The sequence below is a fragment of the Bacillus horti genome (assembly GCF_030813115.1).
GTDB lineage: Bacteria > Bacillota > Bacilli > Caldalkalibacillales > JCM-10596 > Bacillus_CH > Bacillus_CH horti.
This window is the reverse complement of sequence record NZ_JAUSTY010000004.1, coordinates 43,191-65,755: the sequence shown is the minus strand read 5'-3', so window position 1 is coordinate 65,755 and position 22,565 is coordinate 43,191. Positions and strand designations below refer to the sequence as shown.

The following is a 22,565-nucleotide window of genomic DNA, read 5'->3' as shown; positions in this document are numbered from 1 at the left end:
ACTGTTAGATCTCTATTCGTTCTGCACCTACTGCTGGAATTCATCAGATCATCCTTCGTTAGAAGGCTGCTCCTCTTCCTCTTCTCCTTCAATAGATGGAGAGCCTTGTTCATTCTGAGTTTGATTATTTTCTGGGGTTACTTCTTCATTTTCTACTTCAGTTTGAGAATCGTCTTCTAGCTCTCCTTCTTCCTGACCATCATCTGCCTGGCTATCTAGATTCTCACCTCTTGCTACTTGATTGACTAGAAGCACCCTAATTTGACGAGCATGATTCTGATAATGAATAAGATTTTCCGCGTCCTCTATAGGCACTGAGACCTTGACAACACTACCTTCTTCCCCACGCTCTGAGCTTACAACAGCAATATCTGTGAATAGTCTCTTGGTAATTCGATTACTCTCCTGCTCGTAGCTGATTATGATATCAACAATGTCACCTTCTCCAACCTGCTGATCGATCAAAACGTTGTCAGAGGCATTTAACCAAACAATTCGGTGATCCTCCGGCAGATCAACCTTGGAGCGCATCATGTTTTTGGTAACAATTTCTCCTTCTCGAACATAAACGATAGAAATAGAATCAAGAAAATCATTGCTATGACGGATAAATGAGGATTCTAAGTGCTCATTCCTGGGAATATCAACCCATCTCACCATATCCTCTGTAATTTCTGTATAAGTAGCGATATCAACGTTGGCGACTGCCACCTGTACGGTCTCTCCTAACGCTTCCTGGGCCTTGCGAACCTCAGAAACAAAAAGGGAAGCGGCAAAAACGGCTAATAAAAAAGCCAATGTTAAAAAAATAAATGCTTTTCTTTTCGAATCAATCATGCTAATCCTCCATTAATCAATTAAACGTATCAGTCCGACGGCAGACGATATGAACATAGCTCACCTTAGACGGTAATGTATGATCAGAAAGTGATATATGAGTAGAAAATTGCTCTACATGCTCATCTGTCTCTTTTTGCTTAGTCACTGCAAAGCTCTTCTCTCCTGAGTGCTGTTCCTCAAAGGCTGCTATCACTTCAGCAAAGGTTCCTTTACTCAGCTTCTTTTTTCCACCATTTTGATTTACTTTTAGTAAAAAATAACGATCCTTTTTTTTCTGTGAGTAAAGCTTCCAGATTTTCATTTTTCTCTTCCATGGCTTCAAACGATTTGAAATAATAAACTGATCACTTGACTCCAGTACTTTCTTCTTCTCCAGTTCAATATGAACACTTGTTGGAGGAAGTGCTTTGGACTGGATTTTGGATAGAACTTCATACATGAAATACAATAGAATGGCTCGGTTTTGGTTCAAATAAATAGGTATAAGGATATGTTCAGGATAAATCAAATTCTTTACCCTTCGAACAAGCTCCCAATCTGTAATTGTAGAATCATAGAAGTATAGGACGACCTTCGATTCCTCTCCTTGATTCTGATCCCTGTTATCCTGAGATTTAGCACACTCTCTCTTATACTCATCAAGTTTGTCAATAAAAAATTGAATTTGTTCTTCTAGCGTGTAAGGCGTTGTTTTAATTCTTCTTCTCCAAAAAGGCTTCTTAGCTGCTAGGTATGTATGTAAATCCTCATCTGTTGCCTTTAGTTGTGTAGGTACCTCTTTGAAAGAATAAGAATCAAACTTTTTCTCTAGCTCTGGAAGTAACTCTTTAAATCCCAGGCTATCATCTAAAAAAATGATCATAGGCAATAGCTCGCTCCTATTCAGTTTGTTTATAATACCCGTAAGAAATTGCACAAGTAGTAAGTGTCAAAATTTAATGTGAATCTAAATCCTATTTCATGTAATGAGTGCTAATGATAATTAAGTACAGGTGATAATGTGAAAAAAGAGAGTGATCAAAATACAAAACGATAAGCTCAATTCCCAACACAAACAAGGCAAAACCTAGAATAAGCTACTTTGTTCATGAATTAGATTAAAAAGTAGATTATAAGGTTCTACAATATTTTTGGAAAAAATTTTTTTCTGAGATCAGAAAAAAATTTAGCTTAACGAAATATAATCTGATATAGTTTTATTGTGGACTTATATTATGTCTAAGTTGAGAGGAGATCTAACGATGAAAAAGCCACTTTCTCAGATTTGGGATTTAGAGTCTTTATTCCCGGGTGGAAGCAGCTCTAAACCTTTTCATGATTACTTGGAAAAAAACGAATCAGACATCCACGAGCTTTCTGCTCAAATAAAAAAACTGAAAACTCCCGAAAATGCACGGGATATTCAGCCATTAGCGGATGTAGTAACTCTTCTACAGAGTGTTGCTATTAGGATTCGACAAGCCGGTGCATTTATTGGGTGTCTTACGGCACAAAATCAAAAAGATAAGCAAGCAATCCTACTAGGCGGTCGTACTAAGACCATTTCCGCCCAATACGCTTCTGCTCTAACTCAATTCGAACAGATCCTAATGGAGATTGATGGATCTACCTGGCAAGAAATCCTAAATGATGATCGTTTTAAAGACATTGCCTTTCCATTAGATGAGAAGCGAAGACTCGCTAGCGACAAGCTTCCACCAGAGCAAGAAGCTTTGGTCAACGATCTAGCCGTTGACGGTTATCATGGCTGGGGTGAGCTATATAACACAACCGTAAGCCAAATGACTATACCGTTTGAGGAAGATGGAAAAGTTAAAGACCTTTCCGTTGGACAGGCACAGAATAAATTAAGTGATCCTAATAAAGCAGTACGAGATGAGATGTCTAATAGGTGGGAGGAAGCATGGAGTAAGAATGCCGATTTTTGTGCAGATGCACTCAATCATTTAGCAGGCTTCCGACTAAGTCTTTATAAACACAGAGGCTGGGAGGACTTACATAAAGAGCCTCTAGACTATAACCGTATGTCTCAGCAAACGTTGAACGTCATGTGGGAAACAATTGATAAAAACAAGGATATCTTTTTGACGTATTTCGAAAGAAAAGCAAAGCTTCTTGGTGTTGATAAGCTGTCCTGGAACGATGTGAACGCTCCGATTGGCAGTGATTCTAACAAGATTAGTTATGATGATGCTGCAGATTTCATTGTTGAACAATTTAATAAATTCAGTCCCAAAATGGCTGACTTCACAACTCATGCCTTTAATCAAAGCTGGATTGAAGCCGAGGATCGTGCCGGAAAAAGACCAGGGGCCTTCTGTACAAGCTTACCTGACAGCAAAGAAACTCGTGTGTTCATGACCTATTCTGGAACAGCTTCAAACGTTTCAACATTAGCTCATGAGCTTGGACATGCCTACCATCAGCATGTGATGAATGATTTACCTCCACTTGCCCAGCAGTACGCTATGAATGTTGCTGAAACGGCTTCTACCTTTGCCGAAATGATCGTTGCTGATGCGTCAGTTAAAGCAGCATCAAATGAAGAGGAACGTTTAGCTCTGTTAGAGGACAAGGTTCAACGTTCAGTAGCATTTTATATGAATATCCATGCTCGTTTCATCTTTGAAACGAACTTCTATACGGAACGAAAAAAAGGACTTGTTGGTGTTGATCGATTAAATGAACTCATGGTATCAGCTCAAAAAGAAGCGTTTAAGGACTCACTGAAGGATTATCATCCACATTTCTGGGCTTCAAAGCTTCATTTCTATCTAACAAGAGTACCGTTTTACAACTTTCCTTATACATTTGGTTATCTCTTTAGTGCAGGCATTTATGCTCGTGCTCTTGAGGAAGGGCAAGGCTTTGAGGATAAGTACATTGCTTTACTTCAGGATACGGCAAGTATGCCTGTTGAAGAGCTAGCCTCTAAGCACTTGGGTGTTGACCTGACAAAACCTGATTTTTGGCAGAGTGCTATTGATTTATCTATTGAGGATGTAAAAGAATTTTTAGAGCTAACTAAATAGGATTTCTAACTAACGTTTAATTGTACAAATTATATATGTATCAGCTTGTGTTTGAAAATGATGATAAACGCAATGTTCACTTATCAGAGTGAGCATTGCGTTTTTTCATATTCAAAAGCATTTTGAAGTATCTTTGTGAAATCAGGGTATAGATGCGATAGGAACAATGTGAATACACTATTTCATGCCATATGCCCTCTAATCCATTTTGTGTACGGGGTGAATTTTTCGTTATGATGGGAAAAGTGCTGTGCAATAGGAACTGGAAACATACGGCGTACATACGAGCTTTACATTGGGACAAGTATAGTTTTTACAACATCTTAGAATATTAAAACAGAGGTGATTGAATGAAATCTAATGGTAAAATTGGATCCGTCTTTTATATTTCAGTCGTAGTTGTAGCTTTATTCGTTTTATGGGGCTTCTTTTTTCCTGATCATTTAGAAAGGATATCTGAGCAAGCTCTTACTTTTACAACCCAAAGTTTTGGCTGGTTTTATGTATTAGCAACCTTTATTTTCTTGGGGTTCGCTCTATATTTAGCATTTGGCCCCTACGGGAGAATTAAACTAGGTCTTGATGATGATGAACCTGAATACTCTTATTTGTCCTGGCTAGCGATGTTATTCTCTGCTGGAATGGGAATTGGACTTGTGTTTTGGGGTGTCGCAGAGCCTGTCCTCCATTATCTAGCACCTCCTTCATCTGATGTTCCAGCAGGGTCTACTGCAGCCGCCTCCATGGCTTTACGTTATTCCTTCTTTCACTGGGGTCTTCATCCGTGGGCTATCTATACAATCGTAGGTCTATCGATTGCATACTTCCAATTCAGAAAAAGGGAAACAGGAATCATCAGCTCTACATTTCGCCCTTTAGTTGGGGATCGAGTAGATGGAGCACTTGGTAAATCCATTGACACGTTTGCAGCTATTGCTACAGCATTTGGTGTAGCAACCTCCTTAGGATTAGGAGCCTTACAGATCAGTGGAGGATTAAATCACTTATTTGGTATCCCTAATAATGTCGCAACACAATTAACCATTATTGGTGTAGTCACGATCATCTATATGATTTCGGCAATGACAGGTCTAAATAAAGGAATCTTATATCTTAGTAATCTGAACATTGCTGTAGCTGGGGGTCTACTTCTATTTGTATTCTTTCTAGGACCAACACAATTTATGGTTGAAGCTTTCACTACAACCATTGGAAGCTATATTGGCAACATTATTCCGATGAGCTTTCGTATGACGCCTTTTACCGGCGGAGATTGGATTGGGACCTGGACGTTATTCTATTGGGCATGGTGGATCGCATGGGCACCATTTGTTGGAGCATTTATTGCCCGCGTTTCAAAAGGACGCTCTGTAAAGGAATTTGTCCTTGGAGTCCTCTTTGTCCCTACGCTTTTAGGATGCATATGGTTTGCCGTGTTTGGGGGAACAGCACTAAACTTTGAATTGAACAATATCTTCCCGATTGCTGATGCTGTTGAGGCTGACGAAACGCTAGCCTTATTTGTTACGCTGGAGCAGTTACCGATTGGTTGGATTATTGGGGTTGTAGCTGTCATCTTAATTGTCACCTTCTTTGTTACTTCAGCTGATTCAGCAACATTTGTTTTGGGAATGCTCACCTCCAACGGTACACATAATCCGGCAAACTCAATTAAATTAATTTGGGGAGTATTACAATCCTCTATCGCTGGAGCTTTATTACTCAGTGGGGGACTCAACGGCTTGCAAACAGCATCGATTGTGGCAGCTTTACCATTTGCCATCATTATGCTCTTTATGACCGTTTCTATTAACAAAGCTCTGCGAGCGGAAATAACAGAGGAGCGGCGGAGAGAAAAGAGAAGAATTAAAAAGCTTGAGCAGCTAGTCCAAGAAGAGATTGTAAATCGCTCTGAAAATGAATAATCCTCATTAATCAAATAAAATGAAAAGAAAGCAGCAAGCAGGGGATCGTCTTATAAGTAATCTCACTGCTTGCTGCTTTTGTTTAATCCTCAGGTATTAAATTCACAAAATCATCACCTAGTGACTTCTTAATCGTGTTATTTTCAAGAACAATGTTTCGACCCGCTTCCAAGCGTATTCCATTTGAATTATTTATAAGCTTATTTCCGCTTATCAGAATATCCTCAGGGATTCCTGCTCCCTTATTGTCATTATTCCTGTCCCCATGATCCTCTGCTACAAGGATTCCCCAAAAGTTATGCGCATGATTATTTACAATAATATTATCCTTAACAACCGTTCTAGGGGCATTAAGCAGATAAATCCCTTTAGAATTCGCAGGATTCTGCGTATTCTTAATTATATTCTTTTCTATAATTGTTTCTGGTGAACCCATAATCACCGTAATCCCATCTCTTGTATTAGTGAGCTTATTATAGTGAATCAGATTCCCCGCTCCAGAGGCTGAATGTGAATTTGGAGGTGTACCACCCGTATTGCCAACTCCAATCCCCCCTCTTATCACACCTTCAATAATATTGCCTTTAATTTCATTGAGATATTCACCCTGGCCATGTAAGTCAATGGCATCGTGAATATTATCATAGAACTCGTTCTTTTCGACAAGATTGTTATGAGCGAAATTTTGAATTAACACTCCATGTCTAAGATATGGTCCCTCAAATGTACTGTTTCTTACAACGTTAAAATGAGTATCATTTTTATGTCCTAAACGGTCAATACCTTGGACCCCTTGAATGGCAACTCCATATCCGGCCCCTCCACCACCAACATCTGTGGCGTTCTTAAATGTACTGTTTTCAATGACAATGTCCCTACTTTTTTCAATTCTCACTCCCATTCGTTGAAACTTTTCTATCGTAACATCCTGAATAGTCACATGATACGAAGGATTTCCAGCATAATCCGCAATAAATATTCCATACGCTGGGCCTCCACGCTCTGGATTATTTTGATCAGGAACGTCAGAGAATTCCCTGTCGAATGTAGAGCTTAATGTAAGGTTTGAAATTTGGACATCGTGCCTTCCATAGGAAGTGATAATCTTACTATTAGGTGTTTGCTGCATATCAAAATGAGAGATAAGCTGTACTCCCTCTTCACTTTCTCCTCTCAAATTCACACCGTTCTTTACATAGATATTAGAGGTTCCGTCTGTTGGCCAAGTGCTTATAAGCTGATACACACCGTTTGGAAAATAAATTTCGTCTCCATATTCAGCATCCTCTAACGCAGCGATAATAGCTAGAACAGCATCCTGTACTCCCTCTACCTCAAAATCTCCATAATCCAAAATATTCAGTGTCCTTCCAAATACAGGGTTGGGCGTATGAATAGTGTGTGCTGTACCATCCGGATTATGAAGTCCCGGTGTAGTGAAAGGATTTGTCCCTGGTATAGGTCCAGGATCAATTTGCTCAAGCTCCTCCACAATTGGACCATCCGGATTCGGGCTATAGATATGAACAACCGTCAAACTATTCCATTGATTCACCGAATTGCCATACCCCGTGATCCTTACATATCTAGCATCAACATCATCAAAATCAAACGCTTCTAGCTGAACACTTGTCCCACTGCTTTCAGAATGCCCTAATACCTCTTCCCAGGTCGTACCATCAGTAGATACTGAAATAGCTATCGTACTACTGCGGATATCCCCACTATGAAAAGCAATACCTAGATAACCAACTCTTTGGACACTACCAAGACCAAACTGAATCCATTGTCCTTCTCCCTGTGCTGACCATCTTGTAGAAAGGTCATCATCAATCGTATTCTCCGGAAAATTCCCATCATGCTCGCTGGCGGTTACTTCTACCACTTCAAGCTTTACTGGAGGTTGATCATTACTTACCTGTTGGGCATAGCTTAAAGTACTTGGATTTACTAGTACGGTCGTAAGGATAAGTATGAAGCTAAACATCAGACACAAAGCACGAATTCTACTTACTCCTTTTTTAGACATTTGATTCCTCCTATTTTTTTGTAATATTCCATCTATTAGAATTAAAAATTTTTTCTATTGATCAGGTAACAGCAACATTTCCCCCTAAGCATGCTGCACCTGACGAATAGAAAAACATTATTACAGAGAGTACGCTTTAGCAACCTCTAATCGAAACGTCTGACCATTTTCAGTAAAATAGAACTGAATACCGTGATCCTGATCATCCATTACATATGAAATGTACTTTGGTGATTGAAGCTTCATTGGTGTCAGTAGTGTAACGAGCCGGTGACGTTTGGCCGGCTTAGTCTTCGCTTGTAAATGCCACTGGTCAGGCAGACCTTCAAGCTCAGCATCATCAACACCGGGAAAATCGTTATACTGCTTAAGTTCAAGCTCTCCACTTGAGCAGTACACGAAACGCCCCTCTAGGGCTCCCTTCTCTCCTTCAACCATAAAAGCTTGATGATGTAGCTTCATTTCATGAAGTGAGTGTAAGAGCCAATCAATACTAGCCTCTTCCTCAAGATCTACATAATCCACCATGACAAAATAGGATTGCTGCACAAAATAAGTTTCTCGTACATATCTCTGCAGTGTAGGAACGTAATACTGATACGCTGCTGTTGCATCACCGCGAACGACATGATAGTGTGAATAAGACTCTACGGTTTCAATAAATCCACTTGCCTCTTTGCCTAGAAACTTATCTTTCTCGGCAAATTGCCCTTTGCCATTGATTAAGATGGCATTTTTGGAGATCGTTTGCCTCCTCCACTTCATATGCATCGTGCTATTAAAGGCAACATAGTATCCACTGTGAATAGCTAAGGGATCACCAAAAGCATGTAAGACAAACGCATTTTGGTCACCATGACTATGGCTAATTGACCCATATGAACTACTTTTAGTAAGGAACATAATATGCTCTTCTGGATCATGCATATTATGATGCATAGCTACCCAACCTACATCCCTAAACCATTTGACCGGTTCAATATCAACTGGAACCTGAGCCTCCACAGCAGGATAGTCATGCTGATAAAGCATGTCATCAAAGTAAAAATCCCACCATCCTTTGTTATAAAACGCATCCTTAGTATCCGTATCCCATTCCTTAGTACGTTCGTAATACCATTGATAATATGGGTTACCTGTAACACCCGCATATTGTCTAATATTAAAGCCAACCTTTAAGCCTGGATTTTCTCCCAAATTAGCAATGTCTCCAAAGCTTGTGCGGGCTGTATCTGGACTGTATACGTATAGTGGGAAGTCCCCCGTTTTTTGAAAAAATGGTCGTTTGTATAAATCTAGCCCGTTAAAATTCTTAATCAAGTTCATTGCCTCAATTACATATGCCATTCCTGTCATCCAGTAATGAGGACCTTCTGCCCAACCACCATCCATTCCACCCCAAGGGGTATAAAGAGCGTTATAATACTCCAATGTGTAATCAAGCCACTCTCTTGCTTTAGGTTCATCCTCAAATAGAGCAATACAGCACGGCACTAATACGGAGGATAGGGAACGTACAGCATGACTATCATACGGAACATGGTGAATTTTCGATCTCTCTATCACATGAAAAGCAACCTGTTCCGTTCTTATGAAAAGAATCCTTCTAACTGACTCCCTCTCCTCTTCTGACAATTCATCATAAAGCCAGTCATACCCCCAAGCCAGGGCACCAGCTATGCGAAAGGCAGCTTCATCATTATAATCTCTAGAGGTTGTTCCTTCAGGGTTCCATGAGACAGCATGGAGCAACCACTCCTTAGCCCTTTGAAGCAAACGGTTGTCCTCTAAAACGACACCTGCTACACTTAAATGCCTGACAGCATATAGTACCTCCTGACAATCTAGGTACATCTTCCGCCACAGCTCTGCAACACGCTGTTGGTTAGGATAAGGGGCAGGCTCAGGCATAAGCTCTCCCTCAAGATAAGGCATTACTGCATGATCATAAAAGCTTTCCCATCCGCAATATTCAGCATCGTTCTGGATGCTATTTCTGAATGATAGGAGCTTTTCTTGTGTCAGCCATAAACGTGGATGGCTATCACTTATTCCTTTATAGCGATTTGTTCTGCCTGGAAGTGGTGTCTCTGGAAGGCTCTCATGTAGCTCAAAGGCTCGAACAGCACTCCAAGAAGAAATACGTTGCTCCTGCTTCTGATCTAACAGGGCATACCTCCAATAATAGTGACCGGCTTCTAGCGCATGGTCAGGAGTGAAGAAATTAAGCTGTATGGGCTGATAGATCCATGTGTGCTCCTGCTCAAAGCTTTCCGTTGTGGAGAGCTCAAGGACATAGGCATCATTCTCTAGCTTTGCTGGCATCCATGTAAAACGTGGTGGATTCTCTAAGATAATTGTTTCCTCTGAAGGACTGTACGGTACATTTAATTCTCCCGCTTCTGGCTGATAAAGAGCAATGAATGATTCTTGTACTTTTCTCTCCTCCATCATCTCATGAACAGACCTCCGTTGATTTCTATCGTTTCTCCTGTAATATACTCTCCTAATTCTGAAACTAGATAAAGGACAGCTCCTAAAACATCCTTTGGTCGTCCTTCTCTTCCTAAAGGAATTCCTTTAACCGTATTTCGCCTACCTTCCTCCGTGGTGAACGTGTCATGGAATGGAGTTTCACCTATAAATCCAGGCGAAACGGTATTGACCCTTATATTGTACGGAGCTAGCTCCTTGGCTAGCCCTTTTGAAAAAGTTAATACAGCCCCTTTAGATGCAGCATATGCAGCTGCACCGGGCCCACCACCGTTGTGTGCGGCAACTGAAGACATATTGACAATTGTTCCACCATGAGACTTCATTAAACGAATCGCTTGCTGAGAAACAAGAAATGTACTTGTTACATTTACGTCCATAATGCTATGCCACAGCTCCTCACTCATCTCTTCAACAGATGAACGCTGTACGAGATGCCCTGCATTGTTCACTAGGATATCCAGCTTTCCTTGAGCAAATTGCTCTACCTCTTGCATTAAGCTAGTAATTTCCTTTTTATGTTTCACATTACCTTGGACAGCTCTCGCTTGACGCCCAAGCTTCTGAATTTCTGCTACCGTTTCTTCAGCACCACTCACATTGCTCCCATAATGCACAACGACATCAGCACCTGCTTCTGCTAGACCGATAGCAATCCCTCTTCCAATACCAGTTCCGCCTCCTGTTACCAAGGCTTTTTTACCTGTTAGATCCACCTTCATAGCTCTTCTCTCCCTTTCTTTTATTGTTTCTTCTAACTAAAACATACACCTAGTAAGGTTCCTATTAGGCTCCTAATTCTGCCTCATATCTATCCTTAATAAATCCAGATTTCTGGATTTTCTCAAAGCCAATACTGGCTAGCTTCATATAAACGAAGCAAAATACACTAATACTCAAGAACAGCTGCAATCCTGGAATAAACCATAGAATACAATAAATAAGCACAGTTCCTAGAGCCATTCCTAGTGTTAAAAGTGGCTGTGTAACAGCCAGAAAAAAGGATAGTTTTATCATTGTCCCTAGAGTCATTCTGAAATGAGCATATATAGGAAAAACATACATACTTGCACTAAGAAATAGGATAAATAAACTTGTAAATAGTACAATTCCTATCATGGCTACTGGATGCTGATAACTAATTAATAAGAGTAAATCAATATAGATAAAAAGACCCGTACACAGATACAAATAGCCCAGCTGCTGGCTTTTCCAAAATTCAGCTCGATACGCTTTGACAAACGTACTTAACAGGTGAATGGACTCTCCGTTCTGTAGCTTTCTTAGCGAAGCGAATAGAGCTGCTGTAGCTGGAAAAATTCCAAGAACTATCCCACCAAGCAAGGTGAAGACAAACCATAGAAGCTGTAGGATAGAGAGTCTATACACCCAGTCACATAGTGTCATAAAGCGATCCATTAAATGACTCTGACCCATGGTCTAATCCCCTTATTTCAAAGTTTCCATAGCTACAGGCTCCATATCGGCAAAGCTATCATTTTCCCCTGCCATCGCCCAAATAAACGTATAGTTACTCGTTCCTACCCCTGAGTGAATTGACCAAGGTGGGGAAATCATCGCTTGTTCATTCTTCACTACGAGGTGCCTCGTTTCATGGGGCTGACCCATGAAGTGAAACACTCTTCCTGCTTCAGTTAAATCAAAATAGAGATAAACCTCCATTCTCCGGTCATGAAGATGTGCTGGCATTGTGTTCCACATGTTATTAGGGGCAAGAATAGTCATACCAAGCATAAGCTGGCAGCTTTTTGCTCCATCAGCATGAATGTATTTATAAATTGTTCTTTTATTGGATTCAGCATCAGAACCCAGATGAACAGGCTGTGCTTCATCTAGTGATACCTTAACTGTAGGATAACTTTGATGTGCCGTTGTTGAGACTAAATAGAATTTTGCAGGATTGGCTATATCCCTGCTTTCAAAAAGTACCTCTTTATTCCCCTTACCAATATAAAGAGCTTCCTTCGTAGACAATACGTAGGTCATGTCTCCTACCATAATTACACCATTACCGCCTATATTAACAATCCCAATCTCTCTCCGTTCAAGAAAATAAGCCGTCTTTAGAAAGTTTCCCGCATCGAGCTTAAGTACCTTGTCTTTCGGAACTGCCCCACCTATCACTACTCTATCCTCGTGAGAATAAGTAAGGTGAAGCTTGTTGTCCTCAAATAATAGCTCAATTAAATACTCTTCTCTCAGTTTTTCTGTTGTGTAATGCTTAGCCTCCTGTGGATTCGTAGCATAACGATTTTCCATAGAGCACCCTCCTTTAAAACGCTTACATTTCAGCTTACTCTGTTAAACTCGTATTCCTCCTCATTTTAGCACTCCTACAGGCGGGCTCTAGGGATATTCTTTAGCTTGCTATCGCTTTTTTTTAGATCCTCAGGGAATCATGCTGCAACTTTAATCCGAACTTTTAATTTGAACCCTTCACTTAAAAAAGCTTAGCCTACAAAGAATATCTTCGTAACCTAAGCTTTTAATACATATCCTATTTTAGACCTTCATACTTATCGTTAAGCTATTCCCTGAATTAGCGCTTAATATGAGTTTAAAAGATCATCTCGCAATGGTGTAAAGCAGTCTAGCAAAGCCCCTTCTTCTAGCGCCAGCGCTCCATGTACTTTATTGCTAGGAATGGATAAAGTCTCACCCTGCTTAATAATGTGCTTCTCCCCATCAATAGTGAATTCAAAGCACCCTTTCAAGCAGTAGGTGAATTGTTCATGAGGATGGCTATGCTCTGATCCTCTAGCTCCTTTTTCAAAATGTACCTCCATCATCATCAAAGTAGCACCAGGTGGATATATCCTTCTTTTTACACCAGGCTCTGCTTGTTGCCATTCTACCGCCATTCGTTTCACTCCTCTATAGATTAAATAGTCTTGATGCTTATTATAGCAGATGGTTGACTTTGCAATTGGGCTAGCTTTAGCTAGCCTTGTCTTTTTTTTAGCTCTTTTACCCATACTTCTTAAGCCAATTGCTGCGAGGAAACCTCATTTGAATATTCGTTCCCTCTCCTTCACTACTACTAATCCTAAGACCATACTCCTGTCCAAAAACCAGCTTTATCCTGCGATCCACGTTACTTACTCCAATACCCATATGCTTCGAAATTTCATGTGCTTGATCTGAAGCCAGCCTTCTTTGAATTTCTTCCATACGCTGCATTGAAATCCCTACTCCATTATCCTGTATCTGAACAAGGAGGAACTCCTTCTCCACACTGGCTGTAATAGAAATAACACCCTCATAGTTCATTTTGCGTAATCCGTGATGAATGGCATTTTCTATGATGGGCTGGAGTGTTAGTTTCACAATTTCTTCTTCATATAGCTCAGGACTCACGTTAATGGAAACGATCATCTTTTTCTGAAACCTGTGCTCCTGAACCACTAAAAAATTCTTTACATGATTCAGCTCATCTAATAAGGTCACCACTTCAAGATTACGCACTGAGTATCTGAACATGGAGGACAGGGCTTCAGCCATCTCCGATATTTCATCCGCTTCATTCATAATGGCATATGCATTCATTGTTTCAAGAGTATTGTGTAAAAAATGTGGGTTAATTTGTGATTGTAGCGCTTGGAGCTCAATCCTTTGCTTTTCAATCTCAACGAGCTGATTCTTAAGCTCTGATTTGTATAAATCATCCACTAGCTGCGAAAGCTTATCCACCATTTTATTATAGCTTTCAACTACACTGCTAATTTCATCATTGCCTTTGAGCTGAGGAATTCGTTCCCATTCTCCTTGCTCCATCCTCTTCATCCCTTTTTGCACCTTGCGTAAGGGCTTCACTATACTTTTTGTAAAAGCACTTGAAATAAGAATAGCTATAAAAAAAGCCACCACTCCAACACTTATTGCCGTGTTTTTTATTCCTGAAATGGGCTCTAGAATATCCTTTTCCGGAGTCATTGCTACTAGCTTCCAATTTGTGTAGGGAGACGTTGTAAAATAAAACAGCATTTTCTCCTCCCCCCATTGCCCTGTAAAGCTTCCTTGATCCGCTTCTTTCAGCTCCTCATGCAGAGTTCTTTCCAACTGCTGTCCTAAGTAGCTTTCATCCGAATGATAGACAATTTCTCCTTCTGGCCCCAAGATCCACAAAGAAGTATTATTCTGTAAATGAGCAATATTCCACAGGTCAGCAAGTGCCCTAGCTTTTATTTCAATTCCTAATATACCTTTAGGAGCAAAACTAGACATTCCTCTTACCTTCCTAGTTATTGTGATGACATACTGGTTTTGATGATAAATACTCGCATCAGCAGAGAGTACGATTTTTCCACTTTCAGGGGTACTGCCATACAGCTTCTCATAAACCTCCTTCGTTGGAAAAAGCTCATCCTGACTAAATACTCTATCCTCAGATAGTACAGCCTGCCCCTCTTCCCCAATAATATAAATTAGATTAATATCGTGGTACTGAAGAGAAATATTACTCATTTTCTTCTTTATTTCACGGTAATGTGTATATCTTTCAAAGCTCTGACCTTCAGTTAAATCTAAAAATCGTTTGATCCGAGTGTCCGTTAACAAACTCAAGGTAGCTAGCTCATAATCGTGAATATATCGATCTGTTTGGTAGCTTGTATTCTCTACGATGTGCTCTAAATATGTCTCTACCTGCTCCTTAATTTGATAGGTCGATTGGAGGTAAATCATCCACGTAACTAAAACAATGGCTATAGTGATGACGAAAGAAAAGTATAAAAGCAAACGCAAATTAAGATTCAAGCGATAGAGCCATTTTTTCAATGATCTACTCCCATTTGGACGCGAAACTTAGACGGAGTCTGTCCTGTATACTTTTTAAATGTTTTAGTGAAATGTGGGTGATCATTACAGCCAATTAAGCTAGGGATATCAATAATCCGAATATCTTTTCGCAAAAGAAGCTCCTTAGCCCGCTCCATCCTTAACCTCATTCTATATTTTACGAACGTTTCCCCGGTCTCCTTTTTAAACAATTGGCTGAAATAGGAGGAATTTAGACCAAGTCTTCTAGCTACATCATCAAGTCCTAGCTCCTGATCAATATGTTCTAGGATATAAGACTTTGCCACCTCAATTGGATCAATTTCGTTTCCTTTGCGTTGGTCTTCTACTTTATGCAAGAGGTACAAACACTGCTGCTCAAATTTTTGGGAGATATCCCGTAGGCTCTCTCCCTCCATTTGAACCTGCTTTTCAAAGGAAAAATGACTCCCTTTCTGACCTAAACGAGAATGTAGCACCCCGAAAATATGCTCAACTAATCTGCTGAAGTAAGCAAGACTAAGCTGGCGTGTCTTCATTTGCTCTGACCAATCATCAATTATCTTTTTCACCTCTGTTTGCTTTAGAGACCAGATAAACTCCTCTAAATGACCAATGATCTCCTCTACTTCATCGGCCCCTATGAAATCGGGCTGCCTGGCACGGTAATGCTCCACTAGACGCTCAACTACTTCCTTCATTTTCCTTTTTGTGACAGGCTTTAAGACATACTCACGTACTCCATTTAAGATCGCCTCTTGGGCAAACTCAAAATAATCATATCCAGAGATAATCACCCACTGAGTATCCTCTCTTTTCTGCCGCCATCTTTTAATTAATTGCAGACCGTTCATTTCTCCCATTTCAATATCTGTTAAAACAAAATCAAAGCTCTGCCTTTCTAACCATCTTTCCGCTTCCTCTGCATGTTCAGCCTCTACGATCTGTTCAAGGGTAAAATCCTTCACATCCACCTGCCTTAGTAAGGTACTTAATCCTTTTCGAATTAAAGGCTCATCCTCAATGATTAACACCTTCATCACGTTGACCCCCTTCCCAAAAGAAAGCGCTTTCTTATATAGCTATTATACAGAAAACAAATTAAATTGAAATAATTTTCTGATTGTCATCTAAAAAAAACACAAGCCAGGCAAAATATAGTCTCTTGATGTAAGCCTTTTCAAATCCTAGTATTTTAAGTACATTACGTTTGATTGGGGGTTGTTGCATGAAGCTTTCGGCTACACTGCGTTCGATGTGGAAATACAAAGCACTCTATATGATTGCGTTACCTGGAATCATATATTTTCTACTGTTTAAGTATGTTCCCTTACTAGGCTCCGTTATTGCCTTCCAGAATTATAATATCTTTCAAGGAATCTTTGATAGCCCTTGGGTAGGACTTGATCAGTTTAAGAAAATGTTTCTCTATCCAGAGTTTGGACGGATTTTAAAAAACACTTTGCTCATTAACGCCTACGACATTCTCTTTGCCTTTAGTGCTCCGATTATTCTAGCGCTTATGCTTAATGAGGTGCGCAAGGTGTTGGCTAAGAGGCTTATTCAAACGATTGTGTACATGCCCCATTTCTTATCTTGGGTCATTATCAGTGGGATTTTCATTGGTATCCTTTCACCTTCTACAGGAATTGTAAATGCTGTGGTTAAAATGTTTGGCTTTGATCCTATCTATTTTTTGGGGGATGAAAGCTTTATCCGGTCCATCATTGTTGGATCAGGGATTTGGAGAGACACTGGCTGGGGAACAATTATCTACCTTGCCGCATTAGCAGGTATTAATCCAAATCTTTATGAAGCGGCTGAGGTAGATGGAGCCAATAGATGGCAGCAGACTTGGAGTATTACCCTGCCCGCCCTGTTGCCTACTATCACCATTCTTTTCCTTCTGCAAATTGGAAACTTTTTAGACTTTGGCTTTGAACGTGTTTACGTCTTCTTGAATCCTCTGAATCGGGTAAATGGGGAAATTTTTGATACGTATATTTATCAGGTTGGATTACTCCAGAATCAATTTAGTTACACGACAGCTATTGGTATTTTTAAATCTGTCGTTGGACTTATCCTTCTCGTTGGAGCCAATTTTTTAAGCCGAAAAACTACAGGAAACAGCTTGTATTAATAAGGAGGAGTTCTTATGTCTATAAAGGACAGTCCATCTCGGAAGCTATTTTTAAAAATTAACCTTACTTTATTAATTGTATATTCCCTTATTATGCTCCTTCCCCTACTACATGTTTTTGCTCAATCCTTTAGTAGCTCGGAGGCTATTGATCGCGGGGATGTTATTCTATGGCCAATAGAGTTCACCTTCGCCAATTATCAATACGTCTTTCAGGATATTTCTATATGGAGATCCTTTGGGGTAACCATTTTTATTACTGTTGTGGGTACGGCCATTAATCTTCTAGCCACAGCCTCATTAGCGTATCCTTTGTCCCGCAAGGAATTTATCGGGAGAAGGTATGTATTGTTTATGGTCCTTTTCACTATGATTTTTTCGGCACCTTTAATTCCTACGTACCTACTTGTACAAAAGCTAGGTTTACTTAATTCAGTATGGTCTCTCATATTACCAACAGCCATCAGTGCTTTCAATTTCTTTGTTATGCGTTCCTTCTTTATTCAGATTCCTTCTGAGCTAATAGACTCAAGCCGAATTGATGGCTGTGGAGAGCTGCGCATTTTATTTAAAATCATTTTACCTCTATCTAAACCAGCATTAGCTACTTTGGCGATCTTTTACGCAGTCTTCCATTGGAATACGTACTTTAATGCGCTTATGTATATTGAGAATAGAAGGCTATATCCCCTACAAGTTAAGCTAAGAGAAATGATTGTAGATGATACTCTAGTAGCTGATCCAACCTCGGATATGTTTTCATCTATGTTATCGAGCTCTCCTGAAGGAATAAAGATGGCTACAATTGTTGTAGCTACCATTCCTATCCTAGCGATCTATCCCTTTCTACAAAAGTTCTTCATCAAAGGCTTTATGCTTGGAGGAATTAAGGAATAGAGGAATGTATAGACATTCACTTTTATAGCGTTAGGTGCTATAACTAAATGGAACGAAAGGATCGGAGCTAAAAAATGCACAAGAAGAACTAAAACGAGGACATTTATTAATTCTTCATTCCTTGTTACCTTAGTTATGAAAGCACTTACATTTCTTGATTTTAAGAAAACGGAGGTCGGTTATGCGTAAAAAGGCTTATTTTACACTTATCCTATTACTAAGCGTTTTATTTATTTTAGCTGCCTGTGGCAATGAGGAAACAGGAAGCAAAGCGAATGATTCAAGTTCTGCAGACACAGATCAAGCTACTGACACTGAAAAACCCTTAGAATTTTCTATTTCTATGCGTACTCTAGCTACACCTTATGTTGAAAGTCACCCTGAGATCAATGATGACAAATGGGTACATGAGCTTGAAAAATTAACGAATACGGATATTAACATCAGGCTTGTTCCTCACGCTGAATATATCGAAAGAATGACATTAATGCTTGCCTCTGGAGATATTCCAGATGTCGTTCAGGCATCAGGCGGAATTTGGGGAGCAGAATTAGCAGGAGCTGTTCAAGCCAACGTATTTATGCCTTTAGATGATCTTTTAGCAGAACACGGGCAGGAACTGTTAGAGGTGATTCCTCAAGAAGCATGGGATCAGGTTACGTATGAAGGGAAGATTTACGCGATTCCTGATTATCTTTCAAACCGTTCACGGAGAGCTACATTTATTCGTATGGATCTGCTTGAGCAAACAGGCTTAGACATCCCTCGAACTACTGAGGAATATTTAGAAGTACTCCGGGCATTTAAGGAGCTTGGCGTCCAAAATCCATATCAAGGAAGGGAAAACTTCAAGTATGCTGATACATTCTTTGGAGCATTTGACGCATTCCCTTATCAATGGGAATACTACGAGGGTCAGGTTGTTCCAAAATTCATGGCTGGCGACAAAATCAAGGATGCTTTAGAGTTTTATCGTACTATGTATAACGAGGGATTGATTCATCCAGAATTTTTAACAACCCCTCAGCAGCAGTTCAGAAGCAATATTATCGCAGGGAATGCAGGGATGTGGAGCATGAACGCAGAGGAGCTTATAGCATGGGAGCAAGAAATTCAACAGCATGTTCCTGAGGCAAGAGTAGCCATTATTCCTTCACCAGTCGGCCCAGATGGTCAGGGAGGGCATTACTTGTATAACAGCCTCACACGTTCATTTTATATTAATAACAACACTAAAGCAGATCCGGCAAAGCTCATTGAATTCTTTAACTGGCAGGTTTCTGAAGAAGCACAAAGATTCTTTACCTATGGAATTGAAGGAGATACGTACACTGTAGAAAATGGAGAAATTCGTTACGATATCCCTACAGATTCAAATGGTCTTAATGAACAACGCTATCGCTCCTATTGGCTCTGGTTAATAAAAGATGCAACCTATACAAAAGGTATCTTAGAGCTTACAGAGGAAGGTCAAACTTTAATGGAAGCATTTGACGGTGTTTTGGATCAGGAGGGACGTGATTCGATACAATTTGATCCTCCTCTCGAAAGCTTAGTAAGCAACCCCGATATTCGTCCTGGAAGTGATACACCTCCTGATGTATGGATGAGTGGAGCAGTAAGAATTATCCTCGGTCGTGAACCTATTGAGTATCACGACACGATGGTGGCAGAGTGGCTAGCTAAAGGTGGACAGCAAGCTATAGATGAAGCAACAAAACGTTATGAAGAAGATGATAATGTCACTAAACCATGATGCCATAATAACTTAAAATTTTATTAGAACAATCATATAATGATTTTATAGCATACCCTTCTTGAAACAACTAAGGGTATGCTATTAACTATTCTAGTCATCTTGAACGGTTTAAGACTTCTAAGGTAACAAGTACATTTAAAGTTCAAAAGAGGACAGTAGGCTCAGATTGAACCTATTGTCCTTTCATTATCACAAGCAATTTACTGCACTATATTATCTGGCTAGCCATCCACCGTCTACAACTAATACATGACCATTCACATAATTAGAAGCAGGCGATGCTAAAAATACAGCAGCTCCAGCCATATCTGAAGCTTCCCCCCAGCGTCCTGCAGGAATACGAGAGAGAATGGATGTGTTTCGATCCTCGTTATTCCGTAAGGCTTCCGTGTTATTCGTTGAAATATATCCCGGTGCAATAGCGTTAACCTGAATATTGTGAGCTGCCCATTCATTAGCCCATGCTTTCGTTAAACCTGCAACGGCATGTTTACTCGCCGTATAGGAGGGAACCGTAATGCCTCCCTGAAAAGAAAGAAGGGAAGCAATATTAACTATTTTACCCTGTTTTCTTTCAAGCATTGGACGAGCAAGGCTCTGTGTTAAGAAAAATAAAGATGAAAGATTTGTAGCAATGACAGCGTCCCAATTATCCTGTGAAAAATCAGCTGCTGGCTCACGTCTTATGATTCCAGCGTTGTTTACTAGGATATCAATTTGGTGTTTTTCAAGAATTTCTTTACATAGCTCACCAACTTGAGACGTGTTTGAAAGATCTCCAAGAAAAGTGCTATAAGAACGACCTGTTTGATTAATAAGCTGCTCTGTCTCCTGCATATTATCTTGGTGACCCAATAAGACTAAATTAGCCCCTGCCTCTGCCAATCCAACAGATATAGCTTGTCCGATACCAGTTCTAGCCCCTGTAACAAGAGCCGTTTTCCCCTTCAATGAAAACACTTCATTCATCACTTTCTGATTCCTCCCACCCTTTTTCTATTTATCAGTATCTTATGAATGCGCTTTCCTTCGTTTATTATACCGCATCTAACCAAAGATTGGAAAGGGAGTTCACTCATTTTTCAGACATTTGCACACTTCGAATCAAGGAAGTGACTAGACAAAACGGAAAAGCTTTTAGCTAGTAAAGTGTTGTGATATAATGTTGCAAATCATAGTAAGTAGGAGGAGTTCACACATGTCTCAACAGCTTCCACCTGGTCAGATTGCAACTGTAAAATGGCCCATCCTCCATGAAGGAGACGTTTATCAATTTGATGAAGCAAGCTGGAGCTTTAAGCTTTTTGGTGCCATTGAAGAAGAACTAAGTCTTTCCTTTTCCGAGGTGATGACGCTACCGAAGCTTCAAAAAACAGTGGATATGCACTGTGTAACCACCTGGTCTAAATTTGGAACTACGTTTGAAGGTATTCCTTTCCGTGAGTTCATAAAGCTAATTAAGCCTCACTCAGACGCTAAATTTATCCGTATTTATGGATACTTAGATGACGATCCCTACGGGTATTCGGCAAACCTTCCTCTTGATGCCTTATTAGGTGATGACTCTTTATTTGTTTATCGTTGGAAGGATGATACTCATGATTGGGCTAACATCTCCCCTAAGCATGGCTATCCTTTACGTTTTATACCTCCTGATACGTTCTATCTTTGGAAGGGCACAAAATGGGTCTCAGGCATTGAATTTATGACAGAGGATCAAGCGGGGTATTGGGAAAATAGGGGCTACTCCATGACGGCTAACCCGTTCAAAGAGGAACGCTTTTCTGATCCAGATTCCAAGCCAAGCGGTTTCTTTGGAGCCGATGAATGGAAGGATTAAGACTACACACTACAATTTATGATATCTAACAAAAAAACCATTTTCTACGAACCTCCTTCGTAAAAAATGGTTTTTAATTTAGCTTTTATAACGTGAAATCTTCTCTAATATCCCTCTGCTTGTCTTTGATGATTTACTTCATTCTTTGATAAATAGGCTTGTCCAATGGCAGCCCACTGAAAACCTAAAGTATAGCCCAATTGAATGTATTTTTTGAGTAATAATTTGTAATTAACTACTGATGCCTCCTGATGAACGGCCGAAATAAGAGCATATACCTCTAAGAAGCCTTCCAAGGCCTTGTTCTTTGTCTTACTCCCCTCATCTATATCCTGAAGCTCAACCATCGGCTCCTCCTCGCTATCTAAGAAAAAGTCTTGAATTACGTCCTTATCAAAGGATAAGTCGAGCCCAATTGACAGAACAAAGTGAAGACCATCCACAAATTCCTCTAAAATCACTTCTTTTTCCGAGGCTGGCCTTAGACTCCAATACTTAAAGCAACGCGTTTCATTCGCTAGCTCTCCCAGTTCTACCTGTAAAGCTAATAGCTTTGCTGGAACTAGGTTATCCTTCTGTAACTGATGATTAGAAACGATCTTCTGATCTAATTCCCTCTGTATGTTATATAGCTTTTCTATATTCATTCTACACTCTCCTCTCCCCATGCTTGCTCTATTATACCTTATCTTTATTTCTAAAAACTATAGAGTCCTCTTCCTCCCCCACTTGATGCTCTTCTATTTGTTCCTCAGCTTCCTCAATCAGCTCTTCAGCTTCAACAACCTGCTCCTCTGTAAGCTCAGTAGTGTC

At 40.0% G+C, this 22,565-nt stretch carries 18 protein-coding genes; 6 read left to right on the top strand and 12 right to left on the bottom strand.

Annotated features, from left to right (window positions below):
* Window positions 1-48: 48 nt before the first annotated feature.
* Window positions 49-837: a Flp pilus assembly protein CpaB gene (gene cpaB / locus J2S11_RS05430; protein ID WP_307391993.1), complete on the bottom strand. Its 789-nt coding sequence runs from the start codon at window positions 835-837 to the stop codon at window positions 49-51.
* A gap of 16 nt (window positions 838-853) precedes the next feature.
* Window positions 854-1,708, bottom strand: a complete 855-nt coding sequence (locus J2S11_RS05425) for a hypothetical protein (protein ID WP_307391990.1) — start codon at window positions 1,706-1,708, stop codon at window positions 854-856.
* A 373-nt stretch (window positions 1,709-2,081) separates the two neighbouring features.
* Between J2S11_RS05425 and J2S11_RS05420 the strand changes: the two genes are divergently transcribed.
* Together J2S11_RS05420 and J2S11_RS05415 are read left to right on the top strand one after the other, a co-directional pair.
* Window positions 2,082-3,872, top strand: a complete 1,791-nt coding sequence (locus J2S11_RS05420; protein WP_307391987.1) for a M3 family oligoendopeptidase — start codon at window positions 2,082-2,084, stop codon at window positions 3,870-3,872.
* 350 nt (window positions 3,873-4,222) lie between these two features.
* Window positions 4,223-5,797, top strand: a complete 1,575-nt coding sequence (locus tag J2S11_RS05415; protein ID WP_307391984.1) for a glycine betaine uptake BCCT transporter — start codon at window positions 4,223-4,225, stop codon at window positions 5,795-5,797.
* An 82-nt stretch (window positions 5,798-5,879) separates the two neighbouring features.
* On the opposite strand, the gene J2S11_RS05410 is transcribed toward J2S11_RS05415, so the two are convergent.
* The 8 genes from J2S11_RS05410 to J2S11_RS05375 all read right to left on the bottom strand — a co-directional run bounded on the left by J2S11_RS05410 (window position 5,880) and on the right by J2S11_RS05375 (window position 16,156).
* On the bottom strand, window positions 5,880-7,826 hold the full coding sequence (locus J2S11_RS05410; RefSeq protein WP_307391981.1) for a right-handed parallel beta-helix repeat-containing protein: 1,947 nt from the start codon (window positions 7,824-7,826) through the stop codon (window positions 5,880-5,882).
* A gap of 120 nt (window positions 7,827-7,946) precedes the next feature.
* Window positions 7,947-10,280: a DUF4962 domain-containing protein gene (locus tag J2S11_RS05405; protein WP_307391979.1), complete on the bottom strand. Its 2,334-nt coding sequence runs from the start codon at window positions 10,278-10,280 to the stop codon at window positions 7,947-7,949.
* A complete protein-coding gene (locus J2S11_RS05400; protein ID WP_307391976.1) occupies window positions 10,277-11,041 on the bottom strand; it encodes a glucose 1-dehydrogenase in 765 nt (254 codons plus the stop codon). Before J2S11_RS05400 ends, J2S11_RS05405 begins: the two co-directional genes overlap by 4 nt.
* 64 nt (window positions 11,042-11,105) lie before the next feature.
* Window positions 11,106-11,756 (bottom strand): YesL family protein, encoded by a 651-nt coding sequence (locus J2S11_RS05395; RefSeq protein WP_307391972.1) that lies wholly within the window; start codon window positions 11,754-11,756, stop codon window positions 11,106-11,108.
* A 12-nt stretch (window positions 11,757-11,768) separates the two neighbouring features.
* Window positions 11,769-12,599: a 5-dehydro-4-deoxy-D-glucuronate isomerase gene (kduI, locus tag J2S11_RS05390; RefSeq protein ID WP_307391969.1), complete on the bottom strand. Its 831-nt coding sequence runs from the start codon at window positions 12,597-12,599 to the stop codon at window positions 11,769-11,771.
* 287 nt (window positions 12,600-12,886) lie between these two features.
* Window positions 12,887-13,201, bottom strand: coding sequence for a cupin domain-containing protein (locus tag J2S11_RS05385; RefSeq protein ID WP_370875454.1), 315 nt, complete (start codon window positions 13,199-13,201; stop codon window positions 12,887-12,889).
* 106 nt (window positions 13,202-13,307) lie between these two features.
* Window positions 13,308-15,116 (bottom strand): cache domain-containing sensor histidine kinase, encoded by a 1,809-nt coding sequence (locus J2S11_RS05380; RefSeq protein WP_307391967.1) that lies wholly within the window; start codon window positions 15,114-15,116, stop codon window positions 13,308-13,310.
* On the bottom strand, window positions 15,113-16,156 hold the full coding sequence (locus J2S11_RS05375; RefSeq protein ID WP_307391964.1) for a response regulator transcription factor: 1,044 nt from the start codon (window positions 16,154-16,156) through the stop codon (window positions 15,113-15,115). Before J2S11_RS05375 ends, J2S11_RS05380 begins: the two co-directional genes overlap by 4 nt.
* A gap of 188 nt (window positions 16,157-16,344) precedes the next feature.
* Between J2S11_RS05375 and J2S11_RS05370 the strand changes: the two genes are divergently transcribed.
* The 3 genes from J2S11_RS05370 (at window position 16,345) to J2S11_RS05360 (ending at window position 19,909) form a co-directional block, all read left to right on the top strand.
* Window positions 16,345-17,256, top strand: coding sequence for an ABC transporter permease (locus J2S11_RS05370; RefSeq protein WP_307391961.1), 912 nt, complete (start codon window positions 16,345-16,347; stop codon window positions 17,254-17,256).
* A gap of 15 nt (window positions 17,257-17,271) precedes the next feature.
* A complete protein-coding gene (locus tag J2S11_RS05365) occupies window positions 17,272-18,153 on the top strand; it encodes a carbohydrate ABC transporter permease (RefSeq protein WP_307391960.1) in 882 nt (293 codons plus the stop codon).
* Window positions 18,154-18,334: 181 nt separating this feature from the next.
* Window positions 18,335-19,909, top strand: coding sequence for an extracellular solute-binding protein (locus tag J2S11_RS05360; protein WP_307391957.1), 1,575 nt, complete (start codon window positions 18,335-18,337; stop codon window positions 19,907-19,909).
* A 216-nt stretch (window positions 19,910-20,125) separates the two neighbouring features.
* Here the strand turns inward: J2S11_RS05360 and kduD are convergent, their stop codons facing one another.
* Window positions 20,126-20,881, bottom strand: coding sequence for a 2-dehydro-3-deoxy-D-gluconate 5-dehydrogenase KduD (kduD, locus tag J2S11_RS05355; protein ID WP_307392577.1), 756 nt, complete (start codon window positions 20,879-20,881; stop codon window positions 20,126-20,128).
* 229 nt (window positions 20,882-21,110) lie between these two features.
* On the opposite strand from kduD, the gene J2S11_RS05350 reads away from it, so the two are divergent.
* Complete coding sequence (locus J2S11_RS05350) at window positions 21,111-21,752, top strand: molybdopterin-dependent oxidoreductase (protein WP_307391954.1); 642 nt, start codon at window positions 21,111-21,113, stop codon at window positions 21,750-21,752.
* A 104-nt stretch (window positions 21,753-21,856) separates the two neighbouring features.
* On the opposite strand, the gene J2S11_RS05345 is transcribed toward J2S11_RS05350, so the two are convergent.
* Window positions 21,857-22,399, bottom strand: coding sequence for a dUTP diphosphatase (locus J2S11_RS05345; protein WP_307391951.1), 543 nt, complete (start codon window positions 22,397-22,399; stop codon window positions 21,857-21,859).
* Window positions 22,400-22,565 lie beyond the last annotated feature (166 nt).